16 protein-coding genes and 1 pseudogene are annotated in these 17,610 nt (G+C 67.5%); 6 read left to right on the top strand and 11 right to left on the bottom strand.

The window, feature by feature from the left end:
* The first annotated feature begins 41 nt into the window (after positions 1 to 41).
* Both bcsG and bcsR read left to right on the top strand, forming a co-directional pair.
* A complete protein-coding gene (gene bcsG / locus E1J61_RS14715) occupies positions 42 to 1,631 on the top strand; it encodes a cellulose biosynthesis protein BcsG (RefSeq protein ID WP_133094797.1) in 1,590 nt (529 codons plus the stop codon).
* Positions 1,628 to 1,825, top strand: a complete 198-nt coding sequence (gene bcsR / locus E1J61_RS14710; RefSeq protein WP_133094796.1) for a BcsR/BcsP family cellulose biosynthesis protein — start codon at positions 1,628 to 1,630, stop codon at positions 1,823 to 1,825. The genes bcsG and bcsR overlap by 4 nt, the downstream gene beginning before the upstream one ends.
* A gap of 65 nt (positions 1,826 to 1,890) precedes the next feature.
* On the opposite strand, the pseudogene E1J61_RS14705 reads toward bcsR, so the two are convergent.
* Positions 1,891 to 2,189 (bottom strand): annotated as a pseudogene (locus tag E1J61_RS14705) (thiamine pyrophosphate-dependent enzyme); the annotation flags it as partial.
* A 189-nt stretch (positions 2,190 to 2,378) separates the two neighbouring features.
* On the opposite strand from E1J61_RS14705, the gene E1J61_RS14700 reads away from it, so the two are divergent.
* Positions 2,379 to 2,876, top strand: a complete 498-nt coding sequence (locus tag E1J61_RS14700; protein ID WP_133094795.1) for a thioesterase family protein — start codon at positions 2,379 to 2,381, stop codon at positions 2,874 to 2,876.
* Between the two features lie 111 nt (positions 2,877 to 2,987).
* Here E1J61_RS14700 and E1J61_RS14695 read toward each other — a convergent pair whose 3' ends face one another.
* The 7 genes from E1J61_RS14695 to E1J61_RS14665 form a co-directional block, all read right to left on the bottom strand.
* Positions 2,988 to 4,406 carry a sensor histidine kinase gene (locus E1J61_RS14695; protein WP_133094928.1) on the bottom strand — a complete coding sequence of 473 codons (1,419 nt, stop codon included), beginning with the start codon at positions 4,404 to 4,406 and terminating at the stop codon, positions 2,988 to 2,990.
* A 249-nt stretch (positions 4,407 to 4,655) separates the two neighbouring features.
* Positions 4,656 to 4,859 carry a CsbD family protein gene (locus E1J61_RS14690; RefSeq protein ID WP_133094794.1) on the bottom strand — a complete coding sequence of 68 codons (204 nt, stop codon included), beginning with the start codon at positions 4,857 to 4,859 and terminating at the stop codon, positions 4,656 to 4,658.
* A gap of 150 nt (positions 4,860 to 5,009) precedes the next feature.
* Positions 5,010 to 5,621 carry a hypothetical protein gene (locus E1J61_RS14685; protein WP_133094793.1) on the bottom strand — a complete coding sequence of 204 codons (612 nt, stop codon included), beginning with the start codon at positions 5,619 to 5,621 and terminating at the stop codon, positions 5,010 to 5,012.
* Between the two features lie 257 nt (positions 5,622 to 5,878).
* Positions 5,879 to 9,001: an efflux RND transporter permease subunit gene (locus E1J61_RS14680; RefSeq protein WP_133094792.1), complete on the bottom strand. Its 3,123-nt coding sequence runs from the start codon at positions 8,999 to 9,001 to the stop codon at positions 5,879 to 5,881.
* A 13-nt stretch (positions 9,002 to 9,014) separates the two neighbouring features.
* The gene (locus E1J61_RS14675) at positions 9,015 to 10,229 is read right to left on the bottom strand and encodes an efflux RND transporter periplasmic adaptor subunit (RefSeq protein ID WP_133094927.1); all 1,215 of its coding nucleotides are present in this window, start codon (positions 10,227 to 10,229) and stop codon (positions 9,015 to 9,017) included.
* 42 nt (positions 10,230 to 10,271) lie between these two features.
* Positions 10,272 to 11,606, bottom strand: coding sequence for a TolC family protein (locus E1J61_RS14670; protein WP_371704184.1), 1,335 nt, complete (start codon positions 11,604 to 11,606; stop codon positions 10,272 to 10,274).
* Positions 11,607 to 12,065: 459 nt separating this feature from the next.
* A complete protein-coding gene (locus tag E1J61_RS14665; protein WP_133094790.1) occupies positions 12,066 to 13,223 on the bottom strand; it encodes an acyl-CoA dehydrogenase family protein in 1,158 nt (385 codons plus the stop codon).
* A gap of 238 nt (positions 13,224 to 13,461) precedes the next feature.
* Here E1J61_RS14665 and E1J61_RS14660 point away from each other — a divergent pair, with 238 nt between their 5' ends.
* Positions 13,462 to 13,716, top strand: coding sequence for a hypothetical protein (locus E1J61_RS14660; RefSeq protein WP_133094789.1), 255 nt, complete (start codon positions 13,462 to 13,464; stop codon positions 13,714 to 13,716).
* A 15-nt stretch (positions 13,717 to 13,731) separates the two neighbouring features.
* On the opposite strand, the gene E1J61_RS14655 is transcribed toward E1J61_RS14660, so the two are convergent.
* A complete protein-coding gene (locus tag E1J61_RS14655; RefSeq protein WP_133094788.1) occupies positions 13,732 to 14,592 on the bottom strand; it encodes a LysR family transcriptional regulator in 861 nt (286 codons plus the stop codon).
* A 140-nt stretch (positions 14,593 to 14,732) separates the two neighbouring features.
* Here E1J61_RS14655 and E1J61_RS14650 point away from each other — a divergent pair, with 140 nt between their 5' ends.
* Both E1J61_RS14650 and E1J61_RS14645 read left to right on the top strand, forming a co-directional pair.
* Positions 14,733 to 14,969: an antitoxin gene (locus E1J61_RS14650; RefSeq protein ID WP_133094926.1), complete on the top strand. Its 237-nt coding sequence runs from the start codon at positions 14,733 to 14,735 to the stop codon at positions 14,967 to 14,969.
* Positions 14,969 to 15,379, top strand: coding sequence for a type II toxin-antitoxin system VapC family toxin (locus E1J61_RS14645; protein WP_133094787.1), 411 nt, complete (start codon positions 14,969 to 14,971; stop codon positions 15,377 to 15,379). Before E1J61_RS14650 ends, E1J61_RS14645 begins: the two co-directional genes overlap by 1 nt.
* A 27-nt stretch (positions 15,380 to 15,406) precedes the next feature.
* Here E1J61_RS14645 and E1J61_RS14640 read toward each other — a convergent pair whose 3' ends face one another.
* Both E1J61_RS14640 and E1J61_RS14635 read right to left on the bottom strand, forming a co-directional pair.
* Entirely contained in the window at positions 15,407 to 15,784 is a 378-nt protein-coding gene (locus E1J61_RS14640; RefSeq protein WP_133094786.1) for a hypothetical protein, read from the bottom strand.
* A 210-nt stretch (positions 15,785 to 15,994) separates the two neighbouring features.
* Positions 15,995 to 17,476, bottom strand: a complete 1,482-nt coding sequence (locus tag E1J61_RS14635; RefSeq protein WP_133094785.1) for an SLC13 family permease — start codon at positions 17,474 to 17,476, stop codon at positions 15,995 to 15,997.
* Positions 17,477 to 17,610 lie beyond the last annotated feature (134 nt).

Genomic DNA, 17,610 nt, shown 5'->3' with positions numbered 1-17,610 from the left:
CTCAAACACAACGGAAACGCGGCCACGCCACGCTTCGGACAATGGGCATCTGGAACCTTTACTTCATCGCCAAGCTGTACCTGTTCTTTATCGGCCGGCTGCATCCGCAATGGCTGCTGAACCTGCTGTTCGCGCTGGTGCTGGTGGTGCGCATCCGCCATCCGGCGCTGTCCGCGCTGCGGCACGTGCTGGCGGTGGTGGCGGGCGCCGCGCTGATGTACCGCGAATCGGAGCTGCCGCCGTTCGCGCGCGTGGTCTCGCAGTTCACCAGCCTGCAGGCGTTTACGCCCGCGTACATGCTGGAACTGGCGCAGCGCGTGATCACGCGCGAGATGCTGCTGGTCGCGCTGGCCGCGCTGGTGATCTTCTGGCTCGTGAACCGCTGGGTGCGGGTGACAACGCTGGTGCTGGGTGCGCTGGTCGCGGTTCCGCTGTGGCAGGCGCTGTACGGCGCCGGCGGACCGGGCGGCATCGCGGGCGCCCGCGCCGGCACCGCGACCGCGGCGCTGACCACGGGCGCTGCGCTGGGCACTGGCGGTGCCGAGGTCGCCGCAAGCGGCCCGGATGCCCGGCTGGCCGCGTTCCGCAACCAGGAAGCGCTGCGCCAGGTCAGCTTCCCGCGGATGGCGGCCACGCCAGACACGCAGTACGACGTGATCGTGCTGCATGTCTGCTCGCTGTCATGGGACGACCTGGACACGGCGCGCGCGCGCGACAACCCGCTGCTGCAGCGCTTCGACTTCCTGTTCACCAATTTCAGCTCGGCGGCCAGCTACAGCGGGCCGGCGGCGATCCGCGTGCTGCGCGCCGCCTGCGGCCAGGCGGAGCACAAGGCGCTGTACGACCCGGCGCCGGCCCAGTGCCACCTGTTCCAGGCGCTGGCGCAGGCGGGCTTCTCCACGCGCATGCTGCTCAACCACGACGGCCACTTCGACAACTTCCTGAAGGAAGTGCAGAAGGAGATCGGCGTCGACGGCGTCGCGCCGCCCCCCAACACCGGCCTGCCGGTGGCGATGCGCTCGTTCGACAACTCGCCCGTCATCGGCGACTTCGACGTGCTGCAGCGCTGGTTCCGCGATCGCCAGCAGGCCGGCGGCGGGCCGCAGGCGCTGTACTACAACACCGTGACGCTGCACGACGGCAACCGCATGACCGACAACCGCCTGTCCAGCCTGGAGTCCTATCCGCTGCGGCTGTCGCGGCTGCTGGGCGACATCGACAAGGTCATCGAGATGGTGGCGCAATCGGGCCGGCGCGCGGTGATCGTGTTCGTGCCCGAGCATGGCGCGGCCTTGCGCGGCGACGCCAACCAGATCGCCGGCATGCGCGAGATCCCGACCCCGCGCATCATCAACGTGCCGGTGGGCGTCAAGCTGGTGGGACTGCCCAGGCCCAACAACAGCACCGTCACCATCGATGCGCCCACCAGCTACCTGGGCCTGTCGCAGCTGCTGTCCAACCTGATTGCCGAGAACCCGTTCGCCGCGCAGGCGCCGGCGCTGGCCAGCTATGCCAGCGACCTGCCGCAGACGCAGATGGTCGGCGAGAACGAGGCCACCGTGACCATGCGCGAAGGCAACGGCTATGTCGTGCGCACGCCGGACGGGGTCTGGATCGAGGGCAAGCCATGAAGCCGGCCAACGCACGCGGACTGCCGCTGGCGCGCAGCGATATCGACGTCCTTGGCAGCGAGGTCGACGGCTTCGACCCGCGCCGGTATTTCGACCACCAGGAACGGCGGGCCGCGCAAGCGGCCGCGCGGCGCTGGCCGCTGCTGGCGGGGTTGCTGGGCTATGACGCGGAGGCGCCGCCGCGCGACGCCTGACCGCCGCGGCCGCCGTATCCGGCACGGCCGTTGCATGGCTCGACGGCGTGGCCGCTATCGTCCGGTCAGATCACCAGCTCGATCAGGAACGGTCCCTTGCGGCCGTTCGCCGTCCGGAACAGGTCGGCGAAGGTCTCCATGTCCTTCGCCCGCGCTCCTTCCACGCCCATGCCGTTGGCCAGCTTGACCCAGTCCAGGTCCGGATTGCCAAGGCCCAGCATGTCGAGCGCGGTCTTGCCGGGGCTTGCCCCGACGCCGGCCAGTTCGCCCAGCAGGATCGCGTACATGCGGTTGGCGAGCAGCACCACGGTGACATCGAGCCGTCCGCCTGCAGCGACACCACGCGCCGGTCCGGTGGCGCCACCGGTCAGAGCCTTCGGTATCGGCGGTCAGCGGCGCATCGAGCGGCCGGTGGCAGGTGGCCTGGTCGCCGATGATGTTGCGTGCCACACCATGCACATCAGCGCACCGCATCCGGCCAGAATGCCAGCATGCCCCGACCTCCCCGGGGCAGGCGCGGCTGCCGCCTGCAGCCCTTTCAAGGAGTCAACACATGTTGATGCGAGACGTGATCCCCCAAGTCCTGAACCACGCGACGACGATGCCGGAGCCAGGCTCGCTCGAGGCCGGCGAACACAAGACCTTCCACCATGCAATCGACATCTACCTCAAGGATTCCAACGCCTTCATGAATACGTACTTCGCCCGCTATTTCGAATGGCAGGGCATCTGCCGCGAGCGGTGGTTCCATGAATGCATCCATGACAACCTGCTGGCCGCCGGCGGCGTCTTCGTGACCAAGCGCGCGCACCAGGAGTATGTCGAGGAGACCTTCCCGTTCCAGCGCGTGGACTGCTACCTGAACACCTTCCAGGTGCGCCAGTGCTCGGCCTACCTGCTGTTCCGCTTCTGCGTGGGCGGCAAGCCGGTGTCGCTGGGTTACCAGCAGATCGTGTTTGCCGACCGTCAGAAGCGCATTTCGCGCTTCCCGGCGGGAATCATCGAACGGGTGAAGGAGTATGAGCTGGCGTTGCCCCGGTTTGCCAGCTGATGCAGCGGCCCGGCGCGGCATGCGTCAGTGCAGCGCCTCGCCTGATACCCGCTGAAATGCACGCTGAAAGGCAGCAAGACGTTGTGGCATGACCCCTACCGCCGGCGTGGTTCAGCCGGCGGTGCTGGTGCGCAGCCGGCTGTCGGCCATCGGGGTGAAGCGCGGCAGCCGCAGCGTGAAGGTGGTGTGCACCCTGGGCACCGACTCGCACTCGATGCGGCCGCCAAAGGTCTCGATCACGCGGCGGCAGAATGCCAGCCCGAGGCCGGCGCCGAGGCCATGCGCCTTGGTCGAGAAAAACGGCTCGAAGATGCGCGGCAGCACGTCGGCCGCGATGCCGGGGCCGGAATCGCGGAAGCGGATCACATGGTGCTGGCCCTCGGTCGCGCCGGTGATGTCGATGCGCCCGCCGCCGGTGGCGCGGATCGCATGCAGCGCATTCTTGAGCAGGTTGAACAGCACGTAGACCAGCAGCGTGTCGGAACCGACGAAGCGCCAGCCCGCATCGATGCCGCGCACATGCACCCAGCCGCGCTCATCGCCCTGGAACGGGTAGCGCTCCAGCGCCGCATGGACACAGTCGGCAATGCCGTGCGGCGCGAAGGTGCTGCGGTCCAGCCGCTCGAGCGTGACCGAGGCCAGCGCCATGTCGATCACCGTGCTGGTGCCGTCGACCTCGCGCGTGATCGCGCCGACCAGGCTCGACACGCGCTCGAGCTGCCCGGGGCGCATGCGGTCTTCGCACAGGCCCTGCTCGACCGCCAGCTGGTAACCCTGCAGCACCTGCGGCCAGGTGCGCGCCAGCTCCTGCGCCTGCATGCGGATCGTGGCCAGCGGCGTGCGCACTTCATGCGCGACCGTGGCCGCCAGCGAATACGGATGCATCAGGTCGTAGCGCACCACGCTGACAGCCAGCATGCCCAGGCTCGCCGCCACGAAGACCACACCCGGCGGGTAGAAGGCCACGCCGTAGTTGACCAGGTAGTCCACCGCCGCCAGCGAATACAGCACCACCGCCACCAGGCACAGGTTGTAGCGCTTGCGGCGTTCGGCGGTGGCGTTGCGGCGGGCCTCGGCCAGGATCCAGGCGCTGCGGATCGCCACCAGCACGGTCTGCGCGAGGTGCAGCGGATGCAGCGGCCCGGCCTTGGGATAGTCGCCGAAGAAATAGGTGTAGTAGCCCGACACCACCTGCCCGGTGGTCAGCAGCAGCACCACCAGCACCAGGCTGAGCCCATAGGAGGCCAGCAGCAGCGGCCGTTCCCGGCGGCGCTCGGTCACTTCGGCGATGAAGTGGTAGAACGTCGTCGGCAGGAACAGGATGAACAGGTAACCCAGGCGGGCCAGCAACAGCGCCACGTCGGGATGCGTGGCCTGGTACAGGAAGACCCACGTGCCCTGCCAGGCGAAGGTGGTCACGCACAGCAGGAAGAACGATGCCGACACGCGCGTGACCCCCTTGGTCACCAGCACGTAGAGGCCGTAACCGAGGAAGGTGGACGAGACGAAGGCAGGCAGGGCAGCGTACATGCGCGGTGCGGGTAGCCAGCAGGCGTACAGCGGCAGGTCGGCGCCCATCGCTGGCGCGCTGCCGCGACGCGACATGTTATGACGTCTGCGCGTGATGCGTGCTTCATTTCTTTGCATACAGAGCTAACGCCTGCTTAATGCAGCGGGGATCACTCCCCACGACGTGGGGGTATCCAGAGCGCAGCCCGGGCAACAAAGAAGGCGGGACGTCCAAGGACGTCCCGCCTTATGCTGCCGTGACAAACCGGCTTACCAGCGCGAGTCGTTTTCCCACGCCTTCATCTCTTCCTCGGCGCGCTCCTTGGAGTAGCCATAGCGCTCCTGGATGCGGCCGGCGAGCTGGTCGCGCTTGCCATTGATCTGCGCGATGTCATCGTCGGTGAGCTTGCCCCACTTTTCCTTGATCTTGCCCTTGGCCTGCTCCCACTTGCCTTCGATCTGGTCCCAGTTCATGTTGTGCTCCTTCATGCGGGGGCGGACGGGCCGCGCGGTGGCCGCCCGCCATTGCGTCGATGAATGGTCCGCCAGGGGCTGGCGGGCGGCCCGGCTGGACCATGCCGGCGACAGCGCCGGCATGGGCTGCCTGTCGGCTTACTTGCCACCTTACTTGCCGTACTTGGCCTTTACGTCAGCCTGGCACTTGTCCTTGGCATCGCCGGACATTGCATCGCAACGTTCCTTGTCGGCCTTGTAAGCGGCGTCCATCGTGTCCTTCTTGGCATCTGCGCGGGCTTCCGCCACATCGGTGCGCGAGCCGGTTGCCGCGGCCTTGTCGACCTTGGCGGCGGTCAGGGCCTTTTCATGGGCAGCCTTGGCGTCCTTCTTGCAAACGTCCTTGTCGTTGCCCTTCTTGTCGTCGCACATTTCCTTGGCAACGTCGTAGTCACGGTCGGCCTTCACTTTCTCCGCCTTGGCCATGGACTTCTGCGTGCCGTCGCGCCGGGCTTCGGCCTGGGCCTTGGCCACGTCGCGGTCGCGCTTGGCCTCGGCCTTGCACACGTCCTTGGCGTTGTCCTTCATGCCGTCGCACTTGGCAGTGGCAGCCTTGTAGTCCGCATCAGCCTGCTTGGCCGCGGCGTCATAGTCGGCGCGGGTGCCAGCGGCGGCCGTGGTGGCCGGCGGCGTGCCGGGCGCTGTCGCCTGGGCCAGGGCATAGCCCGCGGGGGCCGCGACCATCATCGAACACACTGCTGCAGTGAGCCATTTCTTCATCATGTCGAGCTCCTTTCCAGTTGGTTGCGTGGTCGTACGCATAGTCGTACGCATAAGGGGCCGGCGGCGATGCGCTGCTGGCCACGCCGTATGTACAGCGTAGGCTGCAGGGGTAATGGGAAGCAGGCGTTGGGTTCCGAAAGGCGCGTCAGACTATTCCGACACCAGGGTCCGGGAGCGGCACTTGCGGGGATAGCGCGCAAAAAAAAAGAATCCCCTGTACCGCTCACGGAACAGGGGAGGACACCAGCCGGGGAGCCTCAGCCGGAGATAGACGTCGTCAGCCTGTTCTCGTCAGGCGCCGGGGCTTCTTCGTCCGGCCAGTTGCGGCCGACCATCCATTCGTACAGCGTCGGCAGCACGATCAGCGTCAGCACCGTGGCGGTGATCAGGCCGCCGATGATGACGATGGCCAGCGGGCGCTGCGTCTCCGAACCGATCGCACGCGAGATCGCCATCGGGAACAGGCCAAGCATTGCCAGCAGCGCCGTCATCAGCACTGTGCGCAGCCGGTCCATCGAACCGGTCAGCACGGCCTGGCGCACCGGCATGCCCTCGTCGCGCAGCTGGTTGAAGTAGGTCACCATCACCACGCCGTTGAGCACGGCCTGGCCGAACAGTGCGATAAAGCCGATCGCCGCCGACACCGACAGCGGGATGCCGGTCAGGAACAGCGCGAACACGCCGCCGACCAGCGCGAACGGGATGTTCGAGATAATCAGCGTCGCGCTCTTGAACGACTTGAACGCGTTGAACAGCAGCAGGAAGATCATCAGCACCGACAGCGGCACCACGATCGCCAGCCGCGCCATGGCGCGCTCCTGGTTCTCGAATTCGCCCGACCAGCTGATCTTGACGTCGTCGGCCTTGACGTTCTTCTTCACCAGCGCCTGCATGTCCTTGACCACGCTGCCCATGTCGCGGTCGCGGATGAAGATGCCGATCGAGGTGGTGCGCTGGCCGTTCTCGCGGCTGATGTTCATCGCGCCCGACGCTGCGCGGAAGGTCACCAGCTGCGACAGCGGCACCTGCGCGCCATCGGCGGTCTGCATGAAGATATTGGGCAGGTTGGGCAGCTCGCGCTCGGACGGCTTCAGGCGCACCGCCACGCTGAAGTGGCGCTCGCCTTCCCACAGCTCGGTGGCGGCCTTGCCCGCCAGCGCGGTTTCCATCAGGTCCTGCACGTCGGCCACGTTGATGCCGTAGCGCGCGGCCTGGGCGCGGTCGAACTCCAGCACATACTGCGGCAGCTCGCCGTCGCGGTCGATAAAGGCGCGCATCACGCCCTTGACCGACTGCACGTTGGCCAGGATCTGGTCGGCCACCTTCTTGTTCTGCTCGAGGCTGTCGCTCTGCACCTTGATCACGATCTGGCCCTTGATCTGCGAGATGCTTTCCAGGATGTTGTCGCGCACCGGCTGCGAGAAATTGGGCTCGATGCCAGGCAGCTGGCGCAGGTTCTTGTCGATTTCGCCGATGATGGCGCGCTTGTTGAAGCCATCGCGCCATTGCTTCTCGGGCTTGAGATCGACCAGGACCTCGACGGTGTTGATCAGCTTGGGATCGGTGCCGTCGTCGGGGCGGCCCACCTTGGAGATGGTGGTATTGACCTCCGGCGTCTTGCGGATGATGCTGCGCAGCAGCCGCGCCTGGTCGCGCGCCTCATCGACCGAAACCGAGGCCGGCAGGTCGAAGCTGACCCACATCGAGCCTTCGTCCAGTTCGGGCAGGAATTCGCTGCCGAGGAACTTGCCCACGCCCACCGTCACCAGCAGCAGGCCCAGCGCGGCACCGATCACCAGCTTCTTGTGGTCCAGCGCCCAGCCCAGCATGGGCTCGTACAGCCGCTTGCAATGGCGCACGATGAAGTTGTCGTCGTGCGCGATGTTCTTCGTCAGCAGCAGGTGGCACAGCAGCGGCACCAGCGTCAGCGAAATGATCAGCGAACCGATCAGCGCACCCGTCACGGTATAGGCCATCGGCGCGAAGATCTTGCCCTCGTGCCGCTGCAGCGTGAAGATCGGAATGTGCGCGGCGATGATGATGACCATCGAGAACACGGTCGGGCGGCCCACCTCGGTGGTGGCCAGCAGGATCGCGTGCAGCCGCGCCTTGCTGTCGCGGATCTGCTGCTCCTTGAGCTCGCCCAGGCGCTTGAAGATGTTCTCGACCACGATCACCGCGCCGTCGACGATGATACCGAAGTCCATCGCCCCCAATGACAGCAGGTTGGCCGGGATGCCGACCCAGGTGAGCCCGATGAAGGTCGACAGCAGCGCCAGCGGGATCACCAGCGCCACGATCGCCGCGGCGCGCACGTTGGCCAGGAACAGGTACAGCACGGCCATCACCAGCAGCGCGCCTTCGACCAGGTTGCCGAACACCGTGTGCAGCGTCTTGTCGATCAGCGTGGAGCGGTCGTAGTACGGCACGATTTTCACGCCCTTGGGCAGGATCTGGTCGTCGAGCAGGTCGATGCGCTTCTTCAGCGCTTCGAGCACCAGCGACGGGTTCTCGCCCTTGCGCATCACCACGATGCCCGAGACGATGTCGTCTTCGTCGTCCTGGCCCATCAGGCCCTGCGGCGGCGCGCTGCCAACCTTGACGTCGGCGATGTCCTTGACCAGGATCGGCGTGCCGTTGTTCTCGGCCACCACCACGTTGGCGATGTCGGCCGAGGTGCGGAAGCTGCCCAGCGAGCGCAGCAGGAACTGCTGGCGCCCGTGCGCGACGGCGCCGCCGCCGGCGTTGGCGTTGGCGCGCTGCAGCGCGGTGAACAGCTGCGACAGCGAGATCTTGGCGTCGCGCATGCGCGCGAGGTTGGGGTTGACCTCGTACTGCTTGATGGTGCCGCCGATCGTCACCAGGTCGGCCACGCCCGGCACCTGGCGCAGGTTCTTCTCGACCACCCAGTCCTGCAGCGTGCGCAGCTCCTGCGGCGTATAGCCCTTGCCGGTCAGCCGGAAGCGGAAGATCTCGCCGATCGCGGTCGACAGCGGCGCCAGGTCCGGATGCACGCCGTCGGGCAGGTCGACGCTGCGCAGCCGCTCCAGGATCTGCTGGCGCGCGGTCACGTCGGTGGCGCGGTCATTGAAGGTCACCATCATGAACGACAGGCCGAACTGGGTGTGCGAGAACACCCGCACCGCGTTGGGCGTGCCGGCCAGCGCGGTCTCGATCGGGATGGTGACCTGCCGCTCGACTTCTTCCGCGGCGCGCCCCGGGTACAGCGTGATGACGTTGACCTGGATGTCGGATACGTCGGGGAAGGCCTCGATGGGCAGGTTCTTGAACGCGGCCAGGCCGCCGCCGACGAAGATGAGCAGGCCCAGCCAGACAAAGAGCTTCTGGTGCAGGGCAAAGCTGACGATGCGCGAGATCATGTGGCGGCCGTCCTCACTTCTTGTCGGCCGCACGCGCCGCATTGACTGCTGTGGCATCGCGCAGGATGTCCTGCAGGTAGAGGTTGCCCTCGGTCACCACGGTCTCGCCTTCCTTCACGCCTTCCAGCAGTTCGGTGGTGCCGGGCATGGTCACGCCCACGCGCACCTGGCGGCGCTCGAAGGTATTGGGGGCGGTGCGCACAAAGACATAGTTGCGGTTGTCGGCCAGGAACACGGCCTTGGATGGCACCGCGATGCCTTCGAACGACGCCGCGGGCAGGCGCGCCGTGACGAACATCTCGGCCTTCAGGCGGCGCCCGGGATTGGGCACGCTCAGCCGGACCTTGATGCTGCGCGCGGTCGGGTCGACATAGTCGGCGATCTTGACCACGGTGCCGGTGAAGGTTTCGCCGGGGTAGGCGGCGGTGACCACCTGCACGATGACACCGTCGCGAAACAGGCTGAGGTCGGATTCACCGGCATCGACCTGCGCCCACAGCGTGGTGGGGTCGGTGATCAGGAACAGCGGCGCGGCCGGCGGCTGGTCGGGGCGCAGTTCCATGCCCTGGTTGATGTTGCGCTCGACCACCAGGCCGTCGATCGGGCTGCGCAGCGCGAAGCGCTGGTTCACGCCGTCGCTGCCCGCCGCTGCGCCGTACTGGCGCAGCGCCGCCTGCGTGCGCTGCAGGTCGGCCGCGGCGCGCGCCGCGTCGGCCTGCGACTGTTCCAGGTCCTTCTGTGCGATGACGCCGGCGCCGTACAGCTCGCGCTGGCGCGCCAGCGCCTTGGCCGCGACCGCGCTGTCGGCGGCAGCCTTGCGTGCGTCGGCCTGGGCCACGCCGAAGTCCGGCGACGTCAGGCTGGCCAGCGGCTGGCCGGCTTTGACCGTGGCGCCGGGCTGCACCAGGACCTCGGTCACACGGCCGGCAAAGGGCGTGGACACGCGCACAGTCTTGTCCTCGTTCCAGACCAGCCGGCCCGGCAGGTTCAGCATGCGCTCGCCGCCGGACTTGGCGGGTTCGCCGGCAATGCCGGGCAGCGATTTCACGCTGGCCGGGAACTGGATGGTGTTGCCGCTGACCTTGGGATCGTCATCGGGCTTGGGCGGCTCGGACTTGCCGCAGGCGGCGAGCACCAGCGCGCACAGCGCCATGGCGCAGACGGAAGACAGCCGTGCGGGCACGGCGGTGGAAAGCGGACGATGGGTGCAGGACGTGCGGCGGAACATGCGTGACAAGTAAGACATGAAGAATGCGCGGGAACTGCGGTATCAGGGACGTGCCTGCGAGGCCACGGGCGCGCCCGCGGTGCCAGAGGTCTTGGAGGTCTTGGAGGTCTGCAACGCGGCACGGTAGGCCGACAACGCCTTGGCGTATGCGCCCTGCGCTTCGACGGCGTCGAGCCGGGTCTGGCGCAGCGCACGGCGCGCGTCGAGCAGGTCGAGCACGCCGGTGGCGCCCTTGCTGTAGGCGAACTCGGCGCTGCCGGCGACGCTTTCCGCGGCGGGCAGCACTTCGTCGCGCATCTGGCGCAGCGACTGGCGCGCGGTTTCGAGCTGGCTGCGCAGCCGGTCGATTTCGTTGCCCGCCTCCAGCATCACGCGGTTGCGCTCGTCCAGCGCGGCGTAGTAGTCGACTTCGGCACGCCGTGCCTCGCCGCTGTTGCGGTGGCGCACGAACAGCGGGATCGACAGGAACACGCCGAAGCTGTTGCCGGTGCCATAGGAGTTGGTGGGAGAGACCGGATAGTGCTCGGCCTGCGCCCCAATGGTCACGTCAGGCACGCGTCCGGCGCGGGCCAGGTCGCGCGCGGCGGCGGCCGCTGCCAGGCGGGCCTCGGCGGCGGTCACGTCGGGGCGGCGCTCGAGCAGGTAGGGATCGGGTTGCGGCGCCGGCGCATCGAGCGCTGGCCAGTCGGCGACCAGCCGGTTATCCGACAGCGTGCCGGGAACCCCCATCGCCTGCGCCAGCGCGGCCTTGTCGCTGTAGTGGTCGGTCATGGCCTGGCGCATGTCGTTCTGCGCGCGCAGGACGTCGAGCTGCAGCTTGTTCACGTCGGCGCGCGCCACGTCGCCTGCCTTCAGCCGCGTTTCGCTGGCCTGGCGGGTACGCTCGTACAAAGCCAGCGTTTCCCGGAGCACCGCCACGTGTTCCTGGCTGACCAGCGCCTCGAAGAAGGCCTGCTCGACCGCGGCAGTCTGCTGCGCCACCACGGCCTGCACCGCCTCGCCCGCCGCGGCGCTGGCCTTTTGCGCGGCGTCGACGCGCAGGTTGCCCTTGTTGGCGGTCTCGATGAGCTGGTCGACGCGCAGCTTGGAGTCCACCGTCTTGCTGCGCAGGTTGCCGGAGCCGACGCCGGCGTGCGGGTTGATGTTCTCCACACCCAGGCTCAGCACCGGGTTGGGCCGCTGCGACGCGATCTGCACATCGGCCTGGCTGGCTTCCACGCCCCGGCGCGCGGCAATGATGGTGCGGTTGCAGCGCAGCGCGTCCAGGCGCGCCTGGGCCAGCGTCAGCGTGGCGCCGGCGGGCGGTGGCGTGCAGGGGGCGGCGGCATCGACGGTATCGGCGGCGGTATCGGCCGCAGGCTCGGATTCGGCGGCAATGCTGGCCGCAGGTGTGGCGAGAACGCCCAGCAGGAGCAGGGTTCCCGCGGTGGCACGGGCAAAGACAACGGGCACGGTCAGTCAGGCTCGGTTCGAAAGCGGTTTTGCGGTCAACGGTCTGCGGTAAACGACCGTGCCCCCAAAGCGGTGCACCGACCGATGAATTTTCATCCGTCTGGCGGCTGCTCCGGCGGTCGCCCGGCTGGGCTGTCATGCCGCGTCCTCGCGCGCCCTCGCCCTGCTGTCCCGATGCTTCAAACGCCACCCGGGCACGATCTCCCGACGGCATTCAAACCGAATCGCTTTACAAACGGCTTTCATATCGCTGACAAAAGCCTTTAACTGCGTGAAAACCCCAGTCCGCGCGACTTCGATCAAGAATGCAAGCGGCCCGGGAATCACCGACGCGTGCGTCGGTGATTCCCGGGCCGTTATTCCAGCCTTGGACGCCCTGGTGGCTTATGCCTTGACGCGGTCGTCCAGCCCGAGGCTGCGCCCGATGATTTCTTTCATGATTTCGCTGCTGCCGGCGTAGATTCGCGAGATCCGCGCATCGGTGTACATCCGGCAGATGCGGTACTCCTCCATATAGCCGGCGCCGCCGTGCAGCTGCACGCCCTCGTCCACCACGCGGCCCTGCAGCTCGGAGGTCAGCAGCTTGGCCGACGCCGCCGTCTCCACCGTCAGCGTGCCGGCGTTATGCTGCAGCACGCACTGGTCGACAAAGGTCTGGATCGCGTCGAGCTGGGCGCGCAGCTCGGCCAGCTTGAAGCGCGAGTTCTGGAAGGTGCCGATCGGCCGGCCGAAGGCCTTGCGTTCCTTGACGTAGTCCAGCGTCAGGTCGAACGCCACCTGCGCCGACGCCATGTAGCCGCAGGCGCCGATCAGCCGCTCCTCGGCCAGGTGCCGGGTCAGGTAGCGGAAGGCCTGGCCGGGCTCGCCGAGCACGTTGGCCTTGGGCACCTTCACGTTGTCGAAGAACAGCTCCGAGGTGTCCTGCGAATGCAGGCCCATCTTGCGCAGCTTGCGGCCGCGCTCGAAGCCCGGCATGCCTCGCTCGACGATAAACAGCGTCAGGCCGTGGCTGCGCTCGGGGTCGGTGCGCGCCACCACTACCACGTAGTCGGCCAGCTGGCCGTTGGAGATATAGGTCTTGGCGCCGTTCAGCACCCAGTGGTCGCCATGATCCTCGGCCCGGGTGCGGATGCCGGCCAGGTCGGAGCCGGTCTGCGGCTCGGTCATGGCGATGGCGAAAATCGCCTCGCCGCGCGCCGCGGCCGGCAGCAGGCGCAGGCGCTGCTCTTCGTTGCCGATGCGGCCGACATACGGCGCCACCAGGCGCGAATGGAGCGTGCCGAAGAAGCCGGAGTCGCCATGGCGCGCGTTTTCCTCGATCAGGATCTGCTCATAGCGGAAGTCATCGACGCCGGCGCCGCCGTATTTTTCGTCGGCCCACATCAGCAGGTAGCCCTGCTCGCCGGCCTTGCGGAACACCTCGCGGTCGACGCAGCCCTGCTCGCGCCAGCGCTCGCCGTGCGGCCCGACCTCGCGCTGGTAGAAGCGGCGGGCGGATTCGCGGAAGGCGTCGTGTTCGGCTTCGAAGATCAGGCGTTGCATGGCTGGAGTCCCCCTTCTGGTGTGATGTTCGGATCGGTTGAGTGTCTGCCGTGCCGCGCGCCTGAGGTTCGTCGGAAAAGATGATTTTTCTACAACCCGTGCCCACGCTGGGGTTGCCGGGACAGGCCATTCAATGCAGTTTTATTGATATGAACCCATGATAACTTTCATTTACCCGCGGGCATGGTTTGTGCCAATACTAGGAGACACCGACACTTATTCGATGGAGCGGGAAATCATGGAAACCGTCCTCTGGATCGCGCTGGCGCTGGCGCTGTTGGCGCTGGGAGGCACTGTTACCTGGCTGATCGGCACGCGGGTACCTGAACCGGTATTCGAGCGCGTGCAGCGGCATGGCCGCTTCGCCGGCCTCGAACCCAGGCCGCCGCGCCGGCCGCGGGGCGGCAAGCGCGTGCGGCAGTACCGGCTGGTGCCGGCCGGCATGCCCGGCTGGGCGGGGCTGTCGGCGCAGCCCATGCCAGTGCGCGCCTGATGCCGCGGGCGCCCGCTACAGTGGCACGTCCCAACGCTGCGACCAGTCCGATTCTTCGCGCACGATATCGCGCAGCATGCGCACGGCCTCCTGCGTCATGCCGGCTGGCGTCCTGGCGCAAACAAGGAAGACGGGATACGAGAATTCCGATGCGCTGTCGACTCGCACCAGCGCGCCGCTGTCGAGGTAGCTCTGCACGACCCGCGTACGGAAATACCCGCTGCCGCCGAACTGGAGGATGTACTGCAAAGCCAGTGGCCCGAGGTTGAAGTACAGCGACGCGCGCGCATGCTGGGGCAGGACGCTGTCATGCTGGCGCCGGAATTCCGGCCCCCAGTCAACGTAGACATAGGGGCCGTCGCGCTGGGCCGAGCGGATCAGGATCAGCTTTTCCTCCATCAGCGCCTCGACATGCATGCCGGGCGCGTACTCCGGCTGGTAGACCAGCGCCGCATCGAGCGTGCCCGACTGCAGCTTGTACTGCAGCGCCTCGCCCTCCCCCACTTCAGCGCGCACCGCCAGCGCCGGCATCTGCTGGCGCATGCGCGTGGCCCACAGCAGCACCAGCGGATTGCCCAGGCTGATCTCGGCGCCAAAGCGGAACAGGTTTGCCAGCCCAGCCGGCAGTGGCAACTCGCGGCAAGCCGCCTCCCAGGTCTGCACCAGCTGGCTGGCATAGCCCAGGAAACGCTGGCCGTCGGCGGTGAGGCGCGCGCCGGCCTTGTTGCGCTCGAACAGCCGGCAGTTCAGCTGTGACTCCAGGCTCTTGATCCGGGCCGTTACCGCGGTTTGCGTGACGTGCAGCTTGTCGGCCGCCGCCAGCAGGCTGCCGGTGCGCACGACTTGCAGGAAGGTGCGGGCGAGTTCGATGTCCATGGTCGGGGCTGCGTTGGGCCGGTGTGACGGATTGTAAGCAAGCCATCTCCCAAAATCAGGAAAGTACTGTACACACACGGATGTACATCTGCTTCAATAGTGCTATCCTCATTAACAACAGGATGGATATGGAAGCAACGATGCCCCGCACCCGGCTTTTCCGAAACGGCAACTCACAGGCTGTGCGCATACCCGCTGAGCTGGCATATCCGGACACCGACATGCCATTGGAGATCGAGCGCGTTGGCGACGAACTCCGCATCCGGCCTGCACGCGCACGCCTGACCGGTGTACTCGAGCTTTTTGCTGCCTTCCCTGACGATTTCATGGCGACAGGAAGAGGTGATCAAAGCCAGGCCGAGCGGGAGGAATTCTGATGCCCAGGTACATGCTCGATACCAACATGTGCATCTACCTGATGAAGCAACAGCCGCCACAGGTCGCCGAGCGTTTCGCACAGTGTTTCGAGGGCGACGTGGTACTGTCAGCCATCACCCTTGCCGAACTGGAATATGGGGTCGTAGTATCCCGCGAAGCTGCCGCAGCGGAGCGTGCCGTCGAGGCACTGGTGTCCCGGATACCGGTTCTGCCCTTGACCGCTGCCGCCGCACGAGCCTACGGGCACGTACGTGCCGCCACGCGAACCCGCAAGTCCGACGCCCTAGACAAGCTCATCGCCGCACATGCCATTTCGGAGAACCTGACGGTCGTCACCCGCAATGTGCGCGACTTCGCCGCATATCCGGGGCTCCGGCTTGAGGATTGGACCGCGCCGGCACAGGGCTGACATCCCGTGCGTAGCTCGTACCGATACTCAACGCACCGGCCGCTGCCCTGCCACCGGACGTAACGTCGCGGGCACGCCCGTTGACGCGCCATCTCCCGCAGCCGGCCCACGCACCTCACGCGGCTGCCGCAGCGGCGCGATGCCTTCCGGTCCCTGCCATGCCACGCCATTGTCATAGCCGGTGGACACGGCCTCGAGGTAGCCGGGAGCGAATTTCTGTTCAGGGGTGACAGCCGCTGCCGCAGGGGCGACCGGCTGCGGGGCTTCGGCCTGGGCGCAGGCGACGCTGTTCAGGCACAGCCCCAGTACGCGCAGCAGCACGACGGCGCGGCGGGTACGGTGCAGCAGTTTCTTTTGCGGGCGCGATGCGGCCTGCCCGCGCTGGCAGGGGGATTGGGGGTTCATCGGTGTTCTCCGGGGAAGCCATTGCTGGCGGGTGGGACAACGAGCATCGGCGCCGCGCTCGCTGTCCATTCCGCAATGACCGTGCCACCACCACTACGCCGCCTGCGGCGCGGTGCAGGGCACTTTCCGGGCTGTTCCGCTGATCATTCGTTGGCACCGGGCCGACGACCAGCGAAAAGCTGTCGGTATCCGTCCAACACCGCATGAAGCTCAGGGCAGGTACCCCAGCAACCGCCACCAGAGGTAATCCAGCGGCAGCAACACCACCACCGTGATGGCCGCCAATGCCAGGCACAGCCGCGTGCCGTGGCGCAGCCCCACCCCGCCCATCTGCATCGCGATCACGATCGGCGGCGACTGGTAGGGGAAGAACACCGTGGAGAACACCGGCACCTGCAGCATCAGTACCGTCTCCAGCGGCAAGCCGGTGGCGCTCGCAAATTCCCGCGCCAGCGGAGACAGCACGGCCGGCAGGCTTGGCAGCGTGGTCATGAGTCCCATGCTGGCGCCCACGGCCCCGAGCGCGCCGACGTTCACCGCCGTGTGTCCCGGCGCCAGCTGCAGCCAGTGCAGCAGCGCGTGGCTGACGGCAGTGCCCAGGCCGGTCGACTCCACCACCGCGCCAAGTCCCAGGAAGCCCGCCACATAGAGCAGCGGCACCAGGTGAACCTGCTCGGCCAGCGCCCTGGACGAGACCAGCCCAACGCCCGGCAGCAGGCAGACGATGCTTGCGGCCAGCGCGATCCAGGCCGGCGAGATGCCATGCAGCGCGTCGGTGGCGAATCCCACCACGGCGATCGCCAGGATGACCGCCAGCAGCCGCTCCTGCCGGCCCATCGGCGCGCGCGCTGCCGCCGGCGCCGCGGCCAGCGGCGCGTCGTGCGGGAACAGCCGGCACACGAGCCAGACCAGCACCACGGTCTTGAGCAGGCCCAGGACCGGGAAGTGCAGCAGCAGGTAGCCGCCGTAGCTGAGGTTGATGCCGTACAGCGAACTGGCCGCGCCCAGCAGCACGCTGTTGGGGATATTGGCGGGCAGGATGGTGGTCGGCGGCATATAGCTGGCCGCAGCCACCGTCAGCACCAGGCCGATACGGCCGTTGGAGCCGGGGCCCAGGCCCACGCGGTCCGCCAGCGCCAGCACGATCGGGACCAGCAGCAGCACGCGGCCGGTGGTGGACGGCATCAGGAACGCGAGGCCCACGGCGCTGGCCGCGACCAGCGCGACCAGTTGCGGATATCCGTGCACCCGGCGCTGGAAGATGGCGTCGGCCAGCCGCAGCGCCAGCCCGCTGTTGCGCAGCGCCACGCCGGTGACGGCGCCGCCGAACATCAGCCACCACGCGGGCGACGCAAAGCCGCTGAACACCACCTTGGGCGGCGCAATCTGGAATACGACCGCGCACAGGAAGAACAGCAGCGTGGCGGTGGGCTCGGGCAAGGCGCCGAGCGCCCAGCAGCACACCGTGGACAACACCAGCGCCGCGGCCCAGACCAGCGCCGGCGGCGCGTCGATGGCGTGGCCGGCGCTCAACACCAGCGCAATGCACACGCCGATGGCAAAGGCGGCCCTGGCGGATTGCCGCAGGCCGGGGTCGGAAAGGGTGTCCCGCACCGGCGCGGTGGCGGCCAGCGTGGCATCCGGGCCGCTCAGGCCGAATCGCGCCGCGGCGCGGCGTACGAATGGAGGCATGGAAGAACATCTCGTCTATGGCGCCGGTCCCATGCCGCGCGCGATTTCGGCGGGCCGGTGCCTGTTCGGCAATTGGCCGGTCCCGTTTCCGGTCGCGGCCGCTCGATGCATCGTAGGCCGACCGCGATTGGCGG

The organism is Cupriavidus sp. L7L (assembly GCF_004353535.1).
GTDB lineage: Bacteria > Pseudomonadota > Gammaproteobacteria > Burkholderiales > Burkholderiaceae > Cupriavidus > Cupriavidus oxalaticus_A.
The sequence above is the reverse complement of the archived record's forward strand: the minus strand, read 5'-3'. Positions and strand labels throughout refer to the sequence as shown.